The sequence below is a fragment of the Burkholderia sp. M6-3 genome (assembly GCF_050858985.1).
Taxonomy (GTDB): Bacteria; Pseudomonadota; Gammaproteobacteria; order Burkholderiales; family Burkholderiaceae; genus Paraburkholderia; species Paraburkholderia caledonica.
This window is the reverse complement of record NZ_CP110090.1, coordinates 997,675-1,014,464: the sequence shown is the minus strand read 5'-3', so window position 1 is coordinate 1,014,464 and position 16,790 is coordinate 997,675. Positions and strand designations below refer to the sequence as shown.

The following is a 16,790-nucleotide window of genomic DNA, read 5'->3' as shown; positions in this document are numbered from 1 at the left end:
CCCGTGTTAGCCATCTGGCGTAGGACGCTGACTTCGGAGCGCCCCGCATTGGCGCTTTCGGGACTCTTGCGAGGTCTCCTCTAGCCTTGTACGGCCCCGATGCGCGCAAGTTCGCAGGCCATTTGCGCTAACGCAACTGACTGGCTATTCGGCCGAGTCGGGGAAAGCGCCAGCTTGAGGGATAATATGGGTTTTGCCGCGTTCGACGTGGCCGCGGCACCGGGCTTCGGGCTTTCCCCGTACTCGCCCATCCGGCAGCAGCCCACCGCGCCCGTCACGCACAACGCCGCCACTTATTACCGCTGGACATCCATGAGTATCGTCAATCTCGCCGCGTACCATTTCGCGACCATCGAAGACACCGCCGCATGGCGCCCGCACGTCACGGAGCGCTGCAACACGCTCGGCCTGCGCGGCACCATTCTGCTGGCGCCGGAAGGCATCAACCTGTTCGTCGCGGGCGCGCGCGAGAACACCGACGCGTTCATCCACTACATCCGCCACGATCCGCTCTTCGAGGGCAAGTTCGCGACCCTGCAATTCAAGGAAAGCCTGTCGGAAAAGCAGCCGTTCACGCGCATGCTGGTGAAGCTCAAGCGCGAAATCATCACAATGAAAAAACCGGCCATTCGGCCGGAATTGGGGCGCGCGCCGTTCGTCGACGCGCCCACGCTCAAGGCCTGGCTCGACCGCGGTCACGACGACGAGGGCCGCCCGGTCGTCATGCTCGACACGCGCAACGCGTTCGAAGTAGACGTCGGCACGTTCGACAACGCCCTCGATTACCGCATAACGAAATTCAGCGAGTTTCCGGAAGTCATCGAGCAGAACCGCGCCGACCTGGAAGGCAAGACCGTCGTGTCGTTCTGTACGGGCGGGATTCGCTGCGAGAAGGCCGCGATCCACATGAAGGAAGTGGGTATCGAGCACGTGTATCAGCTCGAAGGCGGCATCCTCAAGTATTTCGAGGAAGTGGGCGGCGCGCATTATCACGGCGACTGCTTCGTGTTCGACTACCGCACTGCGCTCAATCCGCAACTCGAGCCCACCGCGACCGCACAATGCTTCGGCTGCCGTGCGGTGGTCACGCCTGAAGCGCAGAAGTCGCCGATGTACGTGCCTGGCAAGACGTGTCCGGCATGTCATCCGGACAGCAAGGCGGCTCGCGCTGCCTGAACGGCAGTGCTTGCCGACTCATGAACTATCGCGGACGCTTCGCGCCCTCGCCTACCGGCCCGCTGCATTTCGGCTCGCTGGTGAGTGCGCTCGCAAGCTGGCTCGACGCCCGGGCGCATCACGGCGCATGGCTGGTTCGCATTGAAGATATCGACGGACCGCGCACCGTGCCGGGCGCGGCGCAAGACATCCTCGCCACGCTCGAACGCTTCGGCATGTACGCCGACGAGCCACCCGTCTGGCAAAGCACGCGCATCGAACGTTATCAGCAGGCCTTCGAACAGTTGAAGGCGGCGGGCCTCGTCTATCCGTGCGGCTGCACGCGCAAGGAAATCGCCGACTCGCTGCTGCACGCACATACGCGTAACACCACGCTCGCCTATCCGGGCACGTGTCGCAACGGACTGCACGGCAAGCCGGCGCGCGCGTGGCGTCTGCGCGTGCCGGACGACGACGTGGCAGTGGTCGCCTTCGAAGATCGCTGGCAAGGCAAGCAGACGCAGAATCTCGCCACCGATGTCGGCGATTTCGTGCTGAGACGGGCGGACGACCAGTGGGCGTATCAACTGGCGGTAGTAGTGGACGACGCCGACGCGGGCATCACGCACATCGTGCGGGGCGCAGATCTGATGGATTCAACGGCAAGGCAGATTTACTTGCAGCGATGCCTCGGCGTGCCAACGCCACGGTACTTGCACGTGCCTGTGGTCACGAACCAGTATGGTGAAAAGCTCAGCAAACAGAATGGAGCGAGCGCGCTCGACTGCGATAAGCCGCTCGAAGCGCTGAACGCGGCCGCGCGGCATCTGGGATTGAATCTGGATGGTGACGCAAGCGTCAAAGCCTGCACGACGCTGGACGATTTCTACACCGCGGCGACCGCGGCGTGGGCAAAGCGCATGCGCTCGGCGATATGACCTGGCGCTGCATGCAAGGCCTGCGGCCTGAGGCCGCCATTCGCATGAGCGCTGCAAAGCTATTTCCGCCGGCCTGGTTCAAACGCCGGCGGCGCAACCGCGCCAACCCTGAAACTGGCGGCGGCGCTCTTTTACGACGACTTGCGCGGCATGCCAAAGCCGCCCAGCAATGCCGCAAGCGGCTGCTTCGAAGACGACTTTTGCGGCGCCGACCCGGCAGCCTCGGCCTCTTCGCCCTTGCGAACCGAAGCAGGCGACGGTTCATAGGGCTTCAGGAAGAAGTCGTCCACAGGCTGCGCGCGATGATGATGCGGCCGGTCGAACGAACCCGACGGCGCGCCCGCGCGGCGGCGACCGCCCCGCTCGTCGCGGCCCTCGCTGCGCTCACGCCGCGGTGCGCGCTCTTCGTGATGATGACGCACCGGCGCGTCGACGGTCAGACGCAGAACTTCCAGCGGACGCTTGATCAGTTTCTCGATATCCGCCAGTTGCTTGCGCTCGTTCGGGCTGCACAGCGACAAGGCGTCGCCGGAAGCGCCCGCGCGGCCCGTACGGCCAATGCGGTGCACATAATCTTCGGCGTTGAACGGCAAATCGAAGTTGATCACCGCCGGCAGTTCGGCGATATCCAGACCGCGGGCGGCGACGTCGGTGGCGACCAGCGCCTCGATCTCGCCTCGCTTGAATGCATCGAGCGCCTGCATCCGCTCGTTTTGTGAGCGATCGCCGTGAATCGCGGTCGCGACCACGCCGTCACGTTCCAGACTCCGCGCAAGACGGCTCGCGCCAATCTTGCTGTTGCAGAACACGATTACCTGCTTCAGGCCGCGCTCGCGGATCAACTGAACCACCGCGCCGGTTTTGTCGCCTTCGGCCACTTCATAGACGATCTGCGTGACATTGGTCGCGGTCGAGTTGCTGCGCGCCACTTCGATAGTCTGCGGATTGCGCAGATATGTGGCAGCCAGCTTCTTGATTTCGCCCGAGAACGTGGCCGAAAACAGCAGCGTCTGACGCTCTTTCGGCAGCAGATTCAGAATGCGCTGCAAGTCCGGCAGGAAGCCCATGTCGAGCATCCGGTCGGCTTCGTCGAGCACGAGGATTTGCACCTGCCCCAAGTTGGCGGTTTTCTGTTGCACATGGTCGAGCAGGCGGCCCGGCGTGGCGATCAGAATTTCGACGCCGCGGCGCAACTGCTCCGACTGCGGGTTCATGTCCACGCCGCCGAAAACAACGGCGCTGCGCAGCGCCGTGTGCTTCGCATATGACTGAACGTTCGCCGCAACCTGATCGGCCAGCTCGCGGGTCGGCGTGAGAATCAGCGCGCGCACCGGATGGCGGGCGGGCGAAGCGCTCGTGCTGGCCTGCGGCAACAGGCGCTGGATGATCGGCAGCGAGAAGCTTGCGGTCTTGCCGGTGCCGGTTTGCGCGGCGCCCATGACGTCGCGGCCTGCCAGCACGACAGGAATCGCCTGCTCCTGAATCGGCGTGGGCGTGGTGTAGCCCGATTCTTTGACCGCTTTCAGGATGTCGGGTGCGAGACCGAATTGATCGAAGGTCGCAGTGCTGGGGGTGACGGCTGTGTCGGACATGGTGGCTTTCGCTAAAAATGCGCTTGGCGCGTGCGCGCGGCAGCGGTCGAAACCGCAGAAGGCATCAGGATGAAGGCGGAGCCACGGCGTTCCGCACGGGACCCGTCGTTGCGGGAAAGGATGCGGCCGGCTCCGGCCGGCGGAAACACCCGCCGGAAAGGCCGGTATTGTAGCACTTCAGCAAAAACACTCATGGCGCGGGCGCCGGCTTTCTGCTTATGTGGCGAAAGCACGGCGCCGCGTGCCGGCGCCCCCCGCCGTGCGCCTCGCCCGGCGAGCGTAGTGCGTTCAAACGACAGTCGCATGACAGCGCGGAAAAGCGGTTTTGCGCGGCCGCACCGACTCTCGCACCTCACCAGGTCTCGCGCATCACCATCAGACGCATTTCGGTCATGTCTTCGATCGCATAGCGCACGCCCTCCCTCCCGAGCCCGGAGTCCTTCACGCCGCCGTACGGCATGTTATCGACGCGAAACGACGGCACGTCGTTGATCACCACGCCGCCCACTTCGAGTTCGTCCCACGCGCGATGCGCATGCGCGAGCGAATCGGTAAACACGCCCGCCTGGAGGCCGAAGTCGCTGTCGTTGACGGTCGCGAGCGCGGCACCAAAATCGTCGAAACGCTCCAGAATGGCGACCGGCCCGAACGCTTCCTTGCGATACAGGTCGGTGTCGCGCTTAACGCCTTCGAGCAGCGTGGCCTCGAACATTGCGCCGTCCACCTTGCCGCCCGCGACGATCGTCGCGCCCGCCTGCACCGCGCTCTCCATCCAGCCGGCGAGCCGCTTCGATTCCGATTCGGAAATCATCGGTCCGACGAAAGTCTTTTCGTCCTTCGGGTCGCCCATCACGAGCGACCTCGTTTTGGCGATCAACTTCTCGCGCAGCGCATCGTAGATGCTTGCGTGCACGAGAATCCGCTGCACGCCAATACAGCTTTGCCCCGACTGATAGAACGCGCCGAACGCCAGCCGGTCGACGACATAGTCGAGCTTGCCGGTCTGATCGCCGTCGACAATCGCTGCCGCGTTGCCGCCCAGTTCCAGAATCACCTTCTTCTTGCCCGCCTTTTTCTTCAGCTCCCAGCCCACCGCCGGCGAGCCCGTGAACGACAGCAGCTTGAAGCGTTCGTCGGTCGTGAAGAGATCGGCGCCGTCGCGATGCGCGGGAAGAATCGAAAAGGCGCCCTTCGGCAAGTCGGTCTCGGCGAGAATCTCGCCCATGATCAGCGCGCCGACCGGCGTGCGGCTCGCCGGCTTCAGCACGAACGGCACGCCTGCGGCGATTGCGGGCGCGACCTTATGCGCGGTCAGGTTCAGCGGAAAATTGAACGGCGAGATAAACGAACACGGACCGATGGGCACACGCTTCACATAGCCGTGGTAACCGTTGGCGCGCGGCGAGATCTGCAGATTGACGATCTCGCCGTCGATCCGCACGGCTTCCTCGGCGGCTACCTTGAACGTGTCGATCAGACGCGTGACCTCGCCCTTCGAGTCGTTGATCGGCTTGCCTGCCTCGATGCACAGCGCGAGCGCCAGTTCGTCATAACGTTCGCGAAAGCGCTTCACGCAATGCTCGAGCACCGCCTGGCGCTTGAACGGAGCAAACGCACGCATTGCGGGCATCGCTTCGACGGCGAAGCCGATTGCCTTGTCGATCGCGGCCGCGTCGGCCATTGCGACGCGCGTTGCGACTTCGCCGCTGAATTTGTCGGTGACTTCGAGATCCGTGTTCGCCGCCACGGCCTGGTTCGCGAGGTAGTACGGGTAAGTCTTGTTCAACATGACGCATTCTCCTTCCGATAGGTCACAGCGACAGCGCGGCGCCGAAGCAGCCTGCACCGCTCACAGTTGCGCGGAAAGCCGCTTGATCTCGCGGTTCAGCACGCGCTCGTTATCCGAATAGTCGATGGGCACGTCGATCACATGCACGCCCGGCGTGGCAAAACATTCTCGCAGAAGCGGCGCGAATTCCGCCGCCGCTTCGACCCGATGCCCCTTCGCGCCATAGCTCTGCGCGTACGCGACGAAGTCCGGATTCGCGAGCGTCATGCCGTAATCGGGGAAGTTCATGTTCTCCTGCTTCCAGCGGATCATGCCGAACGCGTCGTCGCGCAAAATCAGGATCACGAGATCGAGCTTCAGCCGCACGGCCGTTTCCAGTTCCTGCGAATTCATCATGAAGCCGCCGTCGCCGCACACGGCCATGACCTTGCGGTCCGGGTGCACGATCTTGGTGGCGATTGCGGACGGCAAGCCGGCGCCCATCGAAGCAAGCGCGTTGTCGAGCAGCAGCGAATTGGGTTCGTGCGCACGGTAGTAGCGCGCGAACCAGATCTTGTACATGCCGTTGTCCAGACACACGATGCCGTCAACGGGCGTGGTTTCGTAGACGTCGTTGACGAGCCGCACCGGGTACATCGGGAAGCGGTCGTCGTGCTGGCCTTTCACCAGATGCGCCTCGAAGTGCTCCTTGATCTCCTTGAAGCGCGTGAAGTCCCAGTGTTCCTGGCGCTCCTTCAGGCTCTCCTTTAACTGCCACACCGCATTGGCGATGTCGCCGACCACTTCGATCTGCGGGAAATACACCGTATCGACTTCGGCGCCGAGGAAGTTGACGTGAATCACCGTTTTCTCGCCGGCCTCGCCGCTGCGCATGAAGAACGGCGGCTTCTCGATCACGTCGTGCCCGACATTGATGATGCAATCGGCGTGATCGATCGCGCGGTGCACGAAGTCGCCGTCGGACAACGTGGCGTTGCCGAGCCACATAGGATGCGATTCGTCGATCACGCCCTTGCCCATCTGCGTGGTGAAGAATGGAATGCCGATCTGGTCGACGAACTCGCGCAGCATCTTCGTCGTGGTCTTGCGGTTGCCTCCTGCGCCGATCATCAGCAACGGATGCTTCGCTTTCGTGATGGCTTCAACGGCTCGCGCGACCGCTTTTTCCTCGGCGACGGGACGCCGGCTGTAGCTCTTGGGAATCGGCTTGCCGTCGCCCTCTTCGTGCGCGACGTCTTCGGGCAACTCGAGATGCGTGGCGCCGGGGCGTTCTTCCTCGGCCTGCCTGACGGCCTCGCGCACCGCCGCCGGAATATTGGCGATCGACACGATCTGGCGCGTGTACTTGGTGAGCGGCTCCATCATCCGCACGACATCGACAATCTGAAAATGGCCTTGCTTGCTCGACTTGATCGGCTTCTGGCCCGTGACCATCAACATTGGCATGCCGCCCAGCTGCGCGTAGGCCGCCGCCGTCACGAAGTTGGTCGCGCCCGGGCCGAGCGTTGCGAGACACACGCCGGTGCGGCCCGTCAGACGTCCGTAGGTCGCGGCCATGAAGCCCGCGGCCTGTTCATGACGCGTAAGGATCAAGCGGATTTTCGAGCGGCGCAGCGATTCGAGCAGATCGAGATTTTCTTCACCGGGGATGCCGAACACATACTCGACACCTTCAGCTTCCAGCGATTTGACGAACAGGTCGGATGCTTTCATGGAGGGTCTCGCTTGATGGTACGGACGCGGGCGCAAAGCCTGGCCGTGGGTGAGCGGGAACGGACGATCGGAGACTCAGGGCGACCGCAGAGACGGCAACGGCGACAAACAGTCACGACGACACGCGCAATGCCACGCCGGACAGCTTACTACTCGGGGAGAAATGATGCGCGCACGGAGACACTGCAGCGCGAGAGACCAAAAGGCCGACGGCTTTGGCCGGCCGCTCGATCATACTGAGCCGGGATTCGGGAAAGAGTCCGGCCGACGTTCAGCGATTGAGGGTGATGCAGTCGGACAGAATTGGCGGCGCGTCCTCGCCGGCCGTGGCGTCGTAGAGATCGGCGCGCGGACCCTTGGTCCACCATGTATAGCTGCCGGCCTGATATTTCACGCCGGACGCGGCGATCGTATCGACGAACAGCAGTTGCTTGCCCTTCACGGGCACGAGCGCGAAGCTCTGGCCGTTGGCGGTGTTCCAGTAGGTGACGTGCAGGATCCTGCCGGTCGCGCAGGTGTACTTACGCGTTTGACGATTTTTCGCCTGAACGTCGTCGAGATGCAAGGGCGCGGCGAACGCATACCCACACATTGCCGCGAGGCTCACTGCAACCAGCCTTTTCTTCATTGAATGCCCCGCTCGTTGCTGATCAAGGGTCGATGACTTCGGCGCAGGCGTCGGTCGGCGCGGCGGCCACATGCCCGACCACCGGCACGATCTTCAGACCGGCGGACGCAATGCGACACGGCGCAGCGGCAAGTCCGCAGCCCGTCAATGTCGCGCAAAGCGCGAACAACACGCCAACAGCGCCGAGACGCACGGCGTTGCCGCGCCGTGCTGACCCGCGCGACACTGCGCCGCGGGATTCCTGCGACATTCGTACCTCGACTTCGGTGAGACCGCCAGTGAGCCGGCCAATGAGCGCGTCATCCATTCGTGGGCTCGGAACACTCAGGCCGCGATCGCGCCAGGTCGGCCGGCACGCTCGCGAGCGTGTCATTGCGCAGACTTCCCCGACACCGGACGCACCGCCGCCGCGGCCTCTTTCGCGCGCGAGCGTGCTTCGTCGATGTTGCCGCCGGTTGCCAGCGCCACGCCCATGCGGCGCTTGACGAAGCTCTCCGGCTTGCCGAAAAGGCGCAGGTCCGTATTCGGCACGGCGAGCGCCGCAGCAACGCCTTCAAAGGCGATGCCCGCCTCATCGAGCCCGCCGTAAATCACCGCCGACGCGCCCGGCGCGCGCAACGACGTATCTACCGGCAAACCGAGGATTGCGCGCGCGTGCAATTCGAATTCCGAAAAGCGTTGCGAGCACAGCGTAACGAGACCCGTGTCGTGCGGACGCGGGCTCACTTCCGAGAACCATACGTCATCACCGCGGACGAAAAGTTCCACACCGAAGAGGCCACGCCCGCCGAGCGCGGCCGTCACCTTGTGCGCGACTTCACGCGAACGTTCGAGTGCGAGCGGGCTCATGGGTTGCGGCTGCCACGATTCGACATAGTCGCCCGCCACCTGCACATGACCGATCGGATCGCAGAAATACGTGGCGACTTCACCAGTCGACGGATCGACAGCCCGCACGGTCAACTGCGTGATTTCGTAGTCGAAGTCGATAAAGCCTTCGACGATCACGCGGCCGCGATTCACTCGCCCGCCAGCCATTGCATACTGCCAGGCGGGCTCGACGTCGGCGTCGCTTTTCAGCACCGATTGCCCCTTACCCGACGACGACATGACCGGCTTCACCACGCACGGATAACCGACCTTGGCGATGCCCGCGCGCAGTTCATCGAGCGAATCGGCGAACGCGTAAGGCGAGGTGGGCAAGCCGAGTTCTTCGGCAGCAAGGCGGCGGATGCCTTCGCGGTTCATTGTGAGTTGCGTGGCGCGCGCGGTCGGAATCACCTCGGCAAGACCGTCGCTTTCAATAGCGGCAAGCGCGTCGGTTGCGATCGCCTCGATTTCGGGGACGATCAGATGCGGGCGCTCCTGCTCGACGAGCGCGCGCAGCGCGGCGCCGTCGGTCATGTCGATCACGTGCGTGCGGTGCGCGACCTGATGGCCCGGCGCGTTCGGATAACGGTCGACGGCAATGACCTCGACGCCCAGCCGCTGCAGCGAGATGATCACCTCCTTGCCGAGTTCGCCGGCGCCGAGCAGCATGACGCGCGTGGCGGATTCAGAAAGCGGCGTGCCTATCCGTTGGCCGATCTGCATGGGGTCTCCAGATAAAAGTCGGATGAGGGTGGGAATGGGCAAAGCACGATGTTAACATGCGGGCCCCTCGCCGCACCTTGCTCGCGGCGGCTGCTTCATGTCCGCGTGGTGTGCGCGAAGAGCTGCCGCGCGCTGACCTGGAATGCGGCGCAATAAGGGCGCTGCCGCAATCTGCATGAGCGCGCGACGCACCGAGTGCGTTACCCTTACGCCTTTGCCAGTTTCAAGAGGAACGACGCCATGCATCCAAGCTTCTCCACGCGACGTCTTGCGCGCATTGCTCCATTTGCGCGCACGGTCCTCGCCGCGTTGAGCGTCGCGGCGCTGCTCGGCGCCTGCGCGATTCCGAAGCATCCGGATTCGGAAGCCCCCGCGCCCGACCCGTTCAACCCCGCCGCCACGCAATTACTCGACGACACGAGCTGGGTCCTCACCGGATGGAAGCAGGCGGACGGTACGGCCCGCACCATTCCGTTCGCGAATCTCGGCGCGCCGATCACACTCACGCTTTCGACCGCGACGGGCCAGCGCCACGCGAGCGGCTTTTCCGGCTGCAATCGCTATATGGGCTCGTACTCGCTAAAAGACGGCAAGCTCAGTTTCGGCACGCTGGGCGGCACGCGCATGGCTTGCGCGACGCCGGGCGGGCAAATCGAGAGCACCTACCTGAGCGCGCTGACGCACATCGAACGGACCGGCGTGCAGATGCGTGAGCCGCAGCAAATGCAGCTGGTGCTCGATAACGGCGATACGCTGGTGTTCGAGCGCAGCGCCAAGTAGCAGTAGCGCGGGCGGCGTGCGGAATTTTCGGCGCGCTGCCCGGTTTGCATGAGGACGCAGGCATACTTGTGTCCGCCTTCGGAGCCTTGGGCTTCGCCGGTTTAAACTCGACGGATTGCGTTTCCCTCAATCCGTCATTTGTTGATGTCGAGTATGCACACGGTAGTTTTCGGCTGGTTCGGCGGGTCGGCCGTCTGGTTCATTCCTCTCATATGGCGGCTCGTCAAGTCGATGCTGCCGGGCGGCGCGGGTCTGCGCGGCCCCGGCACGATCCGGCTCTGGCTAGGCTTCGTCTGCGTGATGGCGGCGAGCTGCACGCTGGAGGCGTCGCTGATCGGCGCGGCCGGCACGAATGCGATCGGCCATGCACTCGCGGCGGGCTTCGGCCATCTGCTCGGACATATCGGCACGCCGCTGGCGGCGCTGGCGCTGCTGTTAGTCAGCCTGCCCTGGCTGATCGGTTTTCATTGGCGCGAGTTTCTCGCGTGGGCCGACGGCGCGTTCGGCCTCGGCCTCGCCTCGCGCGGTCTTGCAAGGCGCGACGATGAAGCGCGCCGCCATCGCATCGACGACGGCGCGTCGCCGCACATTTCCAGTTCCATGAACACGATGGCGCCCAAAACCAAAGGGCGTTATTCGCGGCCCACCGTTTGGCGACCGCCTGTCAAGGGACGCGCTGCGGGCGGCGCGGGGGCTGCAGGCGTCGGCGCTGCCGGATCTGCCGCTGGCAGGGACGCGCCAACGCGCGCGACTAGCGAAAGCTGGCGAGCCGGGCGGGTTGCGCCGCGCAGCCGAAGCTCGCAAGCCGAGCCGGTTCTGGTTACAGGCAGCGCGAATCCGGCGCGGCCCGCAACGTCACAGACGCCGATGCATGGGCCGGCTGCCGGCAAGGCGACATGGGCGCCGGCGGAGCCGGTCGCGCCAGCCGGTTGGCTGCGCGAGACCACGTCGCAGCCGCGTGCGTCGACTGTGAGCACAGCAGCGCAAAACGGGGCTGGCGATAACGGCTCGCCCGGCACAGGCCGCCCAACTCGTGATCCGAGAGGTAGTGGATCGTTGGGAATCGGCGCCGGTGCGGCGGGAGTGGCCGCCGGTATGCAAGGCGCCAATGCGCATGCCGCGCGTCCCGCAGCGGGTACAACCGCGGGTCCGCGCGGGTCTGCCGGTAGGACGGCGCCGAGCGGGTCCGTCGATGGCCGCGCCGCGCTCAACCATACTCCGACGCCGCTCAATCGTGCGGCGTCGCCGGCGCAAGTGTTGCCGGCGGCCCCGCGCACCCAGGATGTCGCTTCGGTTTCGGGCACGCGTCGTCCGTTGTCGGCTGCGCCGAGCTACACGCGGCCCCTGCCTGCAACACAAACGGTGACGCCGCCTGCCAGCGTCCAGGAGACGCTGCGCAGCATCGCGGAGAACGCTGCCCGCTGGACGGATATCGCCGGCGTCAGCCTCGCGCGAAGCACCGGCGTGGAAGGTGCGAAGATCGCGGACCAGAACACGCCGTCGTCGGGTGCGAGCGCCACTGCAAGCGGGGAAATTGCGCACTACGGCAACGTCGAGCCGCCTTCATTCGCGGATCAGGCAGAGTCTGACGATGTCGCAAGTCCGGCGGCAAGCAATGCGTCGCGAGCCGATGCGATCCACGCCGATGAAGCTCCGTTCGAGCGGCCCGTCGACATGCAGCCTCCAATGTCAGTGGAACAAACTGCACTAGAAACGCCGCATGAAACGCCGGTTGTCCCGCACGCTCACACGCTGGAGACGGAACCCGAGGCGTCGGCTGCGAGCAATAACGTCCCAGTCGTGCAATGGCCGATTGAGCCGCCCGTCATTCAAGCGCCGATAAGCTCGCCGAGTGAACCTGCGACGCCGTCAACGCCGTCAACCCCGTCAACGCCGGCGATCGTGCCCGCAGCGGGGATGGCATCGACGGTCGTGCCAGCGCTGCCGGTTGCCGCACCACCGCTTAATCGCACGCCGTTCGGCATCTTTGCAACCCGACTGCAGGAGCCCGACGCGCCGTCGCAGACGCCGCCTTGGGAAGAAGACCTGAATTCATCGGCGCAACAGCCGGATGACCGTCCCGACAGCCCGGCTAGCGCGGCCACGCATGCAAGTCAGCACCGCGACGAGCAAGTCGAAGACTCCGCGATGCCGCTCGTGGTCAGGCCGGTGTCGATCGCTCCCGACATTGCGCCAGACAACGCTCCGGCCCACGCTGCACAGGTTCCGCACACCGCAGGCACAGGGACAAACACAGGTACGAGCGAAACCACTGCAGGCTTGGCATCCCCAGTCACTGCCGACCTGCACACGCCCCCTACCCTCGCGGACCGAGCGGCCACGTCGGTCGAACCGAACGCCGCACCTGTGGCCGATACAACTGTCGGACTGGAGCCAGGCGCTGCGACGCCGGTGTCGTCCAACGTGGTTCGTTTCCCCAGCTTGGTAACCCAGGCGCACACGGCTACGCGCGACCAGGCGGTAACGCAACCGCATGCGCATCCGCATGACGAGGAAAACCTCAGCGCACCGGCGATCCACGCTCCCGCTCTGGACGCCACCTATTCCGCGCCGCACTCTCCACCGCTGGCCGCATCGAACGCCGGGCACGAACCGGTGCCCGCGGCCGAACCGCCCGTGCAGCGCACGCCGCTGCGCGGCCACAGCCCGACTAACGGCTTCGAGTTCCACGCGCCGGCCGCGTCGATGGTCGAATTGCCCACGCTCGATCTGCTTGCGCCCGCCGATACCGACGTCGAGCCCGTCCCCGAGGAAAAGCTCATCGAGACCGGTCTGCTGATCGAACAGCGCCTGCAGGAATTCAAAGTGCCGGTGACGGTGGTCGGCGCATCGGCAGGTCCCGTCATCACACGTTTCGAGGTCGAACCGGCGCTCGGGGTGCGCGGCAGTCAGATCGTCGGGTTGATGAAGGACCTGTCGCGCGGTCTCGGACTCACGTCGATCCGCGTCGTCGAAACGATTCCCGGCAAGACCTGCATGGGCCTCGAATTGCCGAACGCGAAGCGCCAAACGATCCGCCTCTCCGAGATTCTCGAAGCGAGCGTCTATCAGAACTCGCATTCGCAATTGACACTGGCGATGGGCAAGGACATTACCGGCCATCCGGTCGTCGCCGATCTGGCAAAGGCGCCGCACATGCTGGTTGCGGGCACGACGGGCTCGGGCAAGTCGGTCGCGATCAACGCGATGATCTGCTCGCTGCTCTACAAGGCGACGCCAGAGGAAGTGCGCCTCATCATGATCGACCCGAAAATGCTGGAGCTGTCGGTCTACGAAGGCATTCCGCATCTGCTCGCGCCTGTCGTCACCGACATGAAGCTCGCGGCCAACGCGCTGAACTGGTGCGTCGGCGAAATGGAAAAACGCTACCGCCTGATGTCCGCGGTCGGCGTACGCAACCTCGCGGGCTTCAACCAGAAAATCCGCGACACAGAAGCGAAGGGCAAGAAGCTCGGAAATCCGTTTTCACTGACGCCGGAGGCGCCCGAGCCGCTCGCGCCTCTGCCGCTGATCGTCGTGGTGATCGACGAGCTCGCCGACCTGATGATGGTGGCCGGCAAGAAAATCGAGGAACTGATCGCGCGGCTTGCGCAAAAAGCGCGCGCCGCCGGCATCCACTTGATTCTTGCGACGCAGCGCCCTTCGGTGGATGTAATCACCGGGCTCATCAAGGCGAACATTCCGACGCGCGTCGCGTTCCAGGTGTCGTCAAAGATCGACTCGCGCACGATTCTCGACCAGATGGGCGCGGAGTCGCTGCTCGGCCAGGGCGACATGCTGTTCCTGCCGCCAGGCACGGGCTATCCACAGCGCGTGCACGGCGCGTTCGTCGCGGACGAGGAAGTGCACGCGATCGTCGAGTATCTGAAGCAGTTCGGCGAGCCGCAATACGAGGAAGGCATTCTCGACGGCCCCGCGACCGACGGCGGCGCGGCGCAGGACCTGTTCGGCGACTCGCCGGATGCGGAAGCCGATCCACTGTACGACGAAGCCGTTGCGTTTGTCGTGCGCACGCGGCGCGCGTCGATTTCGTCGGTGCAGCGGCAATTGCGCATCGGCTATAACCGTGCGGCGCGTCTTGTCGAGCAGATGGAAACCGCTGGGCTGGTGTCGGCCATGGGTATCAACGGCAGCCGTGAAGTGCTCGCGCCTGGACCAGCGGAATAAGCCTGTCTGACTGGCGGTCAGCTTCGCCGACGCATCGAATACGCGTTACGAGGCGAGCCAGGCTTGCTACAAAACAACGGGCCGCTCGAAGCGGCCCGTTTTCATGCAGCGTACAGCGCGCGTGCTCGCACGCATGATTCAGTGGTTCCCTCACCTGCGCACAGATGCGGGCCCCTCCCTCACGACGGCGACACGAGCTTGAAGTCCACCGGCGAGCCGATCTCGATCCGCTTCGGGTTCGCTTCGAGCAAGCCGCTCTGCTGATCGCGCCTGAATACGTAGACCGTGTCGCTGTTCTGATTGCCGACAATCAGCCATTTGCCCGTGGGGTCGATTGCGAATTCGCGCGGCGACTTTCCAAGACTCGATTGATGACCGATCTTTTTCAGGTGTCCGTTAGTCGGATCGACGGAGAAGATCACGATTTCGTTTGCGTCGCCGCGATTGGTCGCGTACAGGAACCGCCCGTCCGGCGACAGATGGATCGCCGCCGCCCCGACCGCGCCCTTGAAGCCGGGCTCCGTTAGCGAGACTGTCTGGACCTGCGTGAGCTTGCCGTCGTCGTAATTGAAGATGCTGACGGTCGCGGCGAGCTCGCTCGTCAGGTACGCATGTTTGCCATCGGCACCGAACACCAGATGCCGGGGGCCAGTGCCCGGCTTTTCCTGCGTATAGCGCCAGTCGGTCGGACCGAACAGGCCGCGGCTGCCGTCGGGCGTGTAGCGGTACGAATAGAGCTTGTCTGCACCGAGATCCTGCGCGAACAGATAACGTCCGTCTGGCGAAAAGACAGTGGAGTGCACGTGCGAATTGTCCTGGCGTCCTTTCACCGGGCCGCCGCCTTCATGATGTACGGTCAACACCGACGCGCCGAGCTGGCCATCCGCCTGCACCGGGAACACCGCGAAGCTGCCGCCAGGGTCGGCCGCGACCGAATAGTTCGCGGTCAGCAGATATTTGCCATCCGGTGAGAGACTCAGGTAACACGGATCGTTGCCGTCGGCGGAGACCTTGTTGAGGAAGCTCAACTGGCCGCTCGCGGCGTCGAAACGAAATGCGCTGATGCCGCCGCGCTGGCTGGCCGGTCCGTTGTCGCCAGGCAGTTCGTTGACGGCATAGACAAACCGGCGGTCGCGGCTCACCACCAGATACGACGGGTTGACCGTCTGCGCGACCGAGACACGCGTCGCGTCGCCGGTCTTGGTGTCGAACCGATAGACATACAAGCCCTCGCTCTTGCCGCCCGTATAGGTGCCGACCAGCATGTCATAGACGCCGTCGGCGGGAGCGGGGCCAGCGTCCTGGGCGAACGCGGGTGAAGCGACAATCGAGACCATGAGCGCGAAACCTTTTATGATCGAGCCGGCGGAGAGCATGGGCGCCCATGTGCGCGCGCGCCGTGAAGGGAAGCCTGCATCGGAAGACGAAGAAGGCTGAGTAACACCTGAGGCGGCGCGCACTGCGGCCCGGTGACGACGAAGCATATGACCTCCTCTACATCGTTTGTTCGCATGAACTGGTTGTAATGGCGTCTCTGGTCTGCCGCGCGAACCTGTCGGCAGGTAGTCAGTCGGGTAGCGGTCTGTTTTAGAACTGGAGCGCTGCAACGCCGGCCGCTGCATGGGTAGCAATTGTCCCGCCTGAACGGGATCTTCTTTAATCGCGTCTCACCACACTACGGAGTATTCATGAACGTCACACTCAGCCTGGGCCCGCTGGTTTCGTTGATCGCCGGCATACTGATTCTCGTGATGCCGCGGCTGTTGAACTATATCGTCGCGCTTTATCTGATCATCATCGGGATCATTGGGATTTTCGGCGTGGGGTCTTCGCATTTCTGAGCGCGGCGGCCGGGCGCAAGACGGCCCGGCTAATTCCCATGCGAAGTAGATGGAGGGCCGGTGTGCGCGCGTTGTCGTCCCTGCCGCCCGGCGACAGTGTTCAACGTGCACAAACTGCATGAACAAAAAGGAGCGCGCACGGCCGGACTAGACCGTGCGTTACTGCTGCAGGCTGGCGAGAATAGGCGTCAGGCGTCCAAGCAAGACAGGTTCCGGGCGACGCCCGATGTCAGTGCTGCTCGCGGAAAACGCCGTCGTCAGCCGTTCGAAAGCTGTTCGAGACGCCAGCGACCCTGCAGCGACAGCGCGCCGACGGCATAATGGCCGTCACCTTCCTGATAACGCCGGAAGCAGGCTCGTTCGATCAGAAAGCTCGCGGCGGTCTGCATGCCGTTGCGGCTCAGACCAAGGCGGCTGTGATCGAGAGGCAACATTGAATCGTCCGCAAGCTGGCTCGCGGCGGAGAGAATCGTGATGCAGTCGGATTTTGACGGATTCAGCATGGCTTTCGTCCTCGAAACGGCGTGTGCATGCGCGATGGGCAAGCCGGTTCGCAAAATTGTGAAGATTTTT

The 16,790-nt window shown here is 64.1% G+C and carries 13 protein-coding genes; 5 read left to right on the top strand and 8 right to left on the bottom strand.

Annotated features, from left to right (window positions below):
• Positions 1-312: 312 nt before the first annotated feature.
• Positions 313-1,176 (top strand): rhodanese family protein, encoded by an 864-nt coding sequence (locus OH764_RS04415; RefSeq protein WP_498848754.1) that lies wholly within the window; start codon positions 313-315, stop codon positions 1,174-1,176.
• Positions 1,177-1,196: 20 nt separating this feature from the next.
• Positions 1,197-2,093 (top strand): glutamyl-Q tRNA(Asp) synthetase, encoded by an 897-nt coding sequence (gene gluQRS, locus OH764_RS04410; RefSeq protein WP_498848753.1) that lies wholly within the window; start codon positions 1,197-1,199, stop codon positions 2,091-2,093.
• A 131-nt stretch (positions 2,094-2,224) separates the two neighbouring features.
• On the opposite strand, the gene OH764_RS04405 is transcribed toward gluQRS, so the two are convergent.
• The 6 genes from OH764_RS04405 to purT form a co-directional block, all read right to left on the bottom strand.
• Complete coding sequence (locus OH764_RS04405) at positions 2,225-3,685, bottom strand: DEAD/DEAH box helicase (protein WP_498848151.1); 1,461 nt, start codon at positions 3,683-3,685, stop codon at positions 2,225-2,227.
• A gap of 352 nt (positions 3,686-4,037) precedes the next feature.
• Positions 4,038-5,474, bottom strand: a complete 1,437-nt coding sequence (locus tag OH764_RS04400) for an aldehyde dehydrogenase family protein (RefSeq protein ID WP_498848150.1) — start codon at positions 5,472-5,474, stop codon at positions 4,038-4,040.
• Between the two features lie 60 nt (positions 5,475-5,534).
• Entirely contained in the window at positions 5,535-7,187 is a 1,653-nt protein-coding gene (locus tag OH764_RS04395) for an acetolactate synthase large subunit (protein WP_027775566.1), read from the bottom strand.
• A 271-nt stretch (positions 7,188-7,458) separates the two neighbouring features.
• On the bottom strand, positions 7,459-7,815 hold the full coding sequence (locus OH764_RS04390; protein WP_498848149.1) for an MliC family protein: 357 nt from the start codon (positions 7,813-7,815) through the stop codon (positions 7,459-7,461).
• A 22-nt stretch (positions 7,816-7,837) separates the two neighbouring features.
• Positions 7,838-8,065, bottom strand: coding sequence for a DUF6726 family protein (locus tag OH764_RS04385; protein WP_498848752.1), 228 nt, complete (start codon positions 8,063-8,065; stop codon positions 7,838-7,840).
• 119 nt (positions 8,066-8,184) lie between these two features.
• A complete protein-coding gene (purT, locus tag OH764_RS04380) occupies positions 8,185-9,408 on the bottom strand; it encodes a formate-dependent phosphoribosylglycinamide formyltransferase (RefSeq protein ID WP_498848148.1) in 1,224 nt (407 codons plus the stop codon).
• A gap of 240 nt (positions 9,409-9,648) precedes the next feature.
• Between purT and OH764_RS04375 the strand changes: the two genes are divergently transcribed.
• Positions 9,649-10,188 carry an META domain-containing protein gene (locus OH764_RS04375; protein WP_498848147.1) on the top strand — a complete coding sequence of 180 codons (540 nt, stop codon included), beginning with the start codon at positions 9,649-9,651 and terminating at the stop codon, positions 10,186-10,188.
• A 153-nt stretch (positions 10,189-10,341) separates the two neighbouring features.
• Positions 10,342-14,376, top strand: coding sequence for an FtsK/SpoIIIE family DNA translocase (locus tag OH764_RS04370; RefSeq protein ID WP_498848146.1), 4,035 nt, complete (start codon positions 10,342-10,344; stop codon positions 14,374-14,376).
• 179 nt (positions 14,377-14,555) lie between these two features.
• On the opposite strand, the gene OH764_RS04365 is transcribed toward OH764_RS04370, so the two are convergent.
• A complete protein-coding gene (locus OH764_RS04365) occupies positions 14,556-15,752 on the bottom strand; it encodes a lactonase family protein (protein WP_498848751.1) in 1,197 nt (398 codons plus the stop codon).
• 312 nt (positions 15,753-16,064) lie between these two features.
• Between OH764_RS04365 and OH764_RS04360 the strand changes: the two genes are divergently transcribed.
• Entirely contained in the window at positions 16,065-16,217 is a 153-nt protein-coding gene (locus OH764_RS04360) for a DUF3096 domain-containing protein (protein WP_007175701.1), read from the top strand.
• Positions 16,218-16,474: 257 nt separating this feature from the next.
• On the opposite strand, the gene OH764_RS04355 is transcribed toward OH764_RS04360, so the two are convergent.
• Positions 16,475-16,720, bottom strand: a complete 246-nt coding sequence (locus tag OH764_RS04355) for a hypothetical protein (protein WP_006048362.1) — start codon at positions 16,718-16,720, stop codon at positions 16,475-16,477.
• Between the last annotated feature and the right edge of the window lie 70 nt (positions 16,721-16,790).

Excerpts from the sequence above, each read along its gene's own strand:
- OH764_RS04415 (WP_498848754.1), top strand. The coding sequence starts at position 313 with ATGAGTATCGTCAATCTCGCCGCGTACCATTTCGCGACCATCGAAGAC.
- gluQRS (WP_498848753.1), top strand. The coding sequence starts at position 1,197 with ATGAACTATCGCGGACGCTTCGCGCCCTCGCCTACCGGCCCGCTGCAT.
- OH764_RS04405 (WP_498848151.1), bottom strand. The coding sequence starts at position 3,685 with ATGTCCGACACAGCCGTCACCCCCAGCACTGCGACCTTCGATCAATTC.
- OH764_RS04400 (WP_498848150.1), bottom strand. The coding sequence starts at position 5,474 with ATGTTGAACAAGACTTACCCGTACTACCTCGCGAACCAGGCCGTGGCG.
- OH764_RS04395 (WP_027775566.1), bottom strand. The coding sequence starts at position 7,187 with ATGAAAGCATCCGACCTGTTCGTCAAATCGCTGGAAGCTGAAGGTGTC.
- OH764_RS04390 (WP_498848149.1), bottom strand. The coding sequence starts at position 7,815 with ATGAAGAAAAGGCTGGTTGCAGTGAGCCTCGCGGCAATGTGTGGGTAT.
- OH764_RS04385 (WP_498848752.1), bottom strand. The coding sequence starts at position 8,065 with ATGTCGCAGGAATCCCGCGGCGCAGTGTCGCGCGGGTCAGCACGGCGC.
- purT (WP_498848148.1), bottom strand. The coding sequence starts at position 9,408 with ATGCAGATCGGCCAACGGATAGGCACGCCGCTTTCTGAATCCGCCACG.
- OH764_RS04375 (WP_498848147.1), top strand. The coding sequence starts at position 9,649 with ATGCATCCAAGCTTCTCCACGCGACGTCTTGCGCGCATTGCTCCATTT.
- OH764_RS04370 (WP_498848146.1), top strand. The coding sequence starts at position 10,342 with ATGCACACGGTAGTTTTCGGCTGGTTCGGCGGGTCGGCCGTCTGGTTC.
- OH764_RS04365 (WP_498848751.1), bottom strand. The coding sequence starts at position 15,752 with ATGCTCTCCGCCGGCTCGATCATAAAAGGTTTCGCGCTCATGGTCTCG.
- OH764_RS04360 (WP_007175701.1), top strand. The coding sequence starts at position 16,065 with ATGAACGTCACACTCAGCCTGGGCCCGCTGGTTTCGTTGATCGCCGGC.
- OH764_RS04355 (WP_006048362.1), bottom strand. The coding sequence starts at position 16,720 with ATGCTGAATCCGTCAAAATCCGACTGCATCACGATTCTCTCCGCCGCG.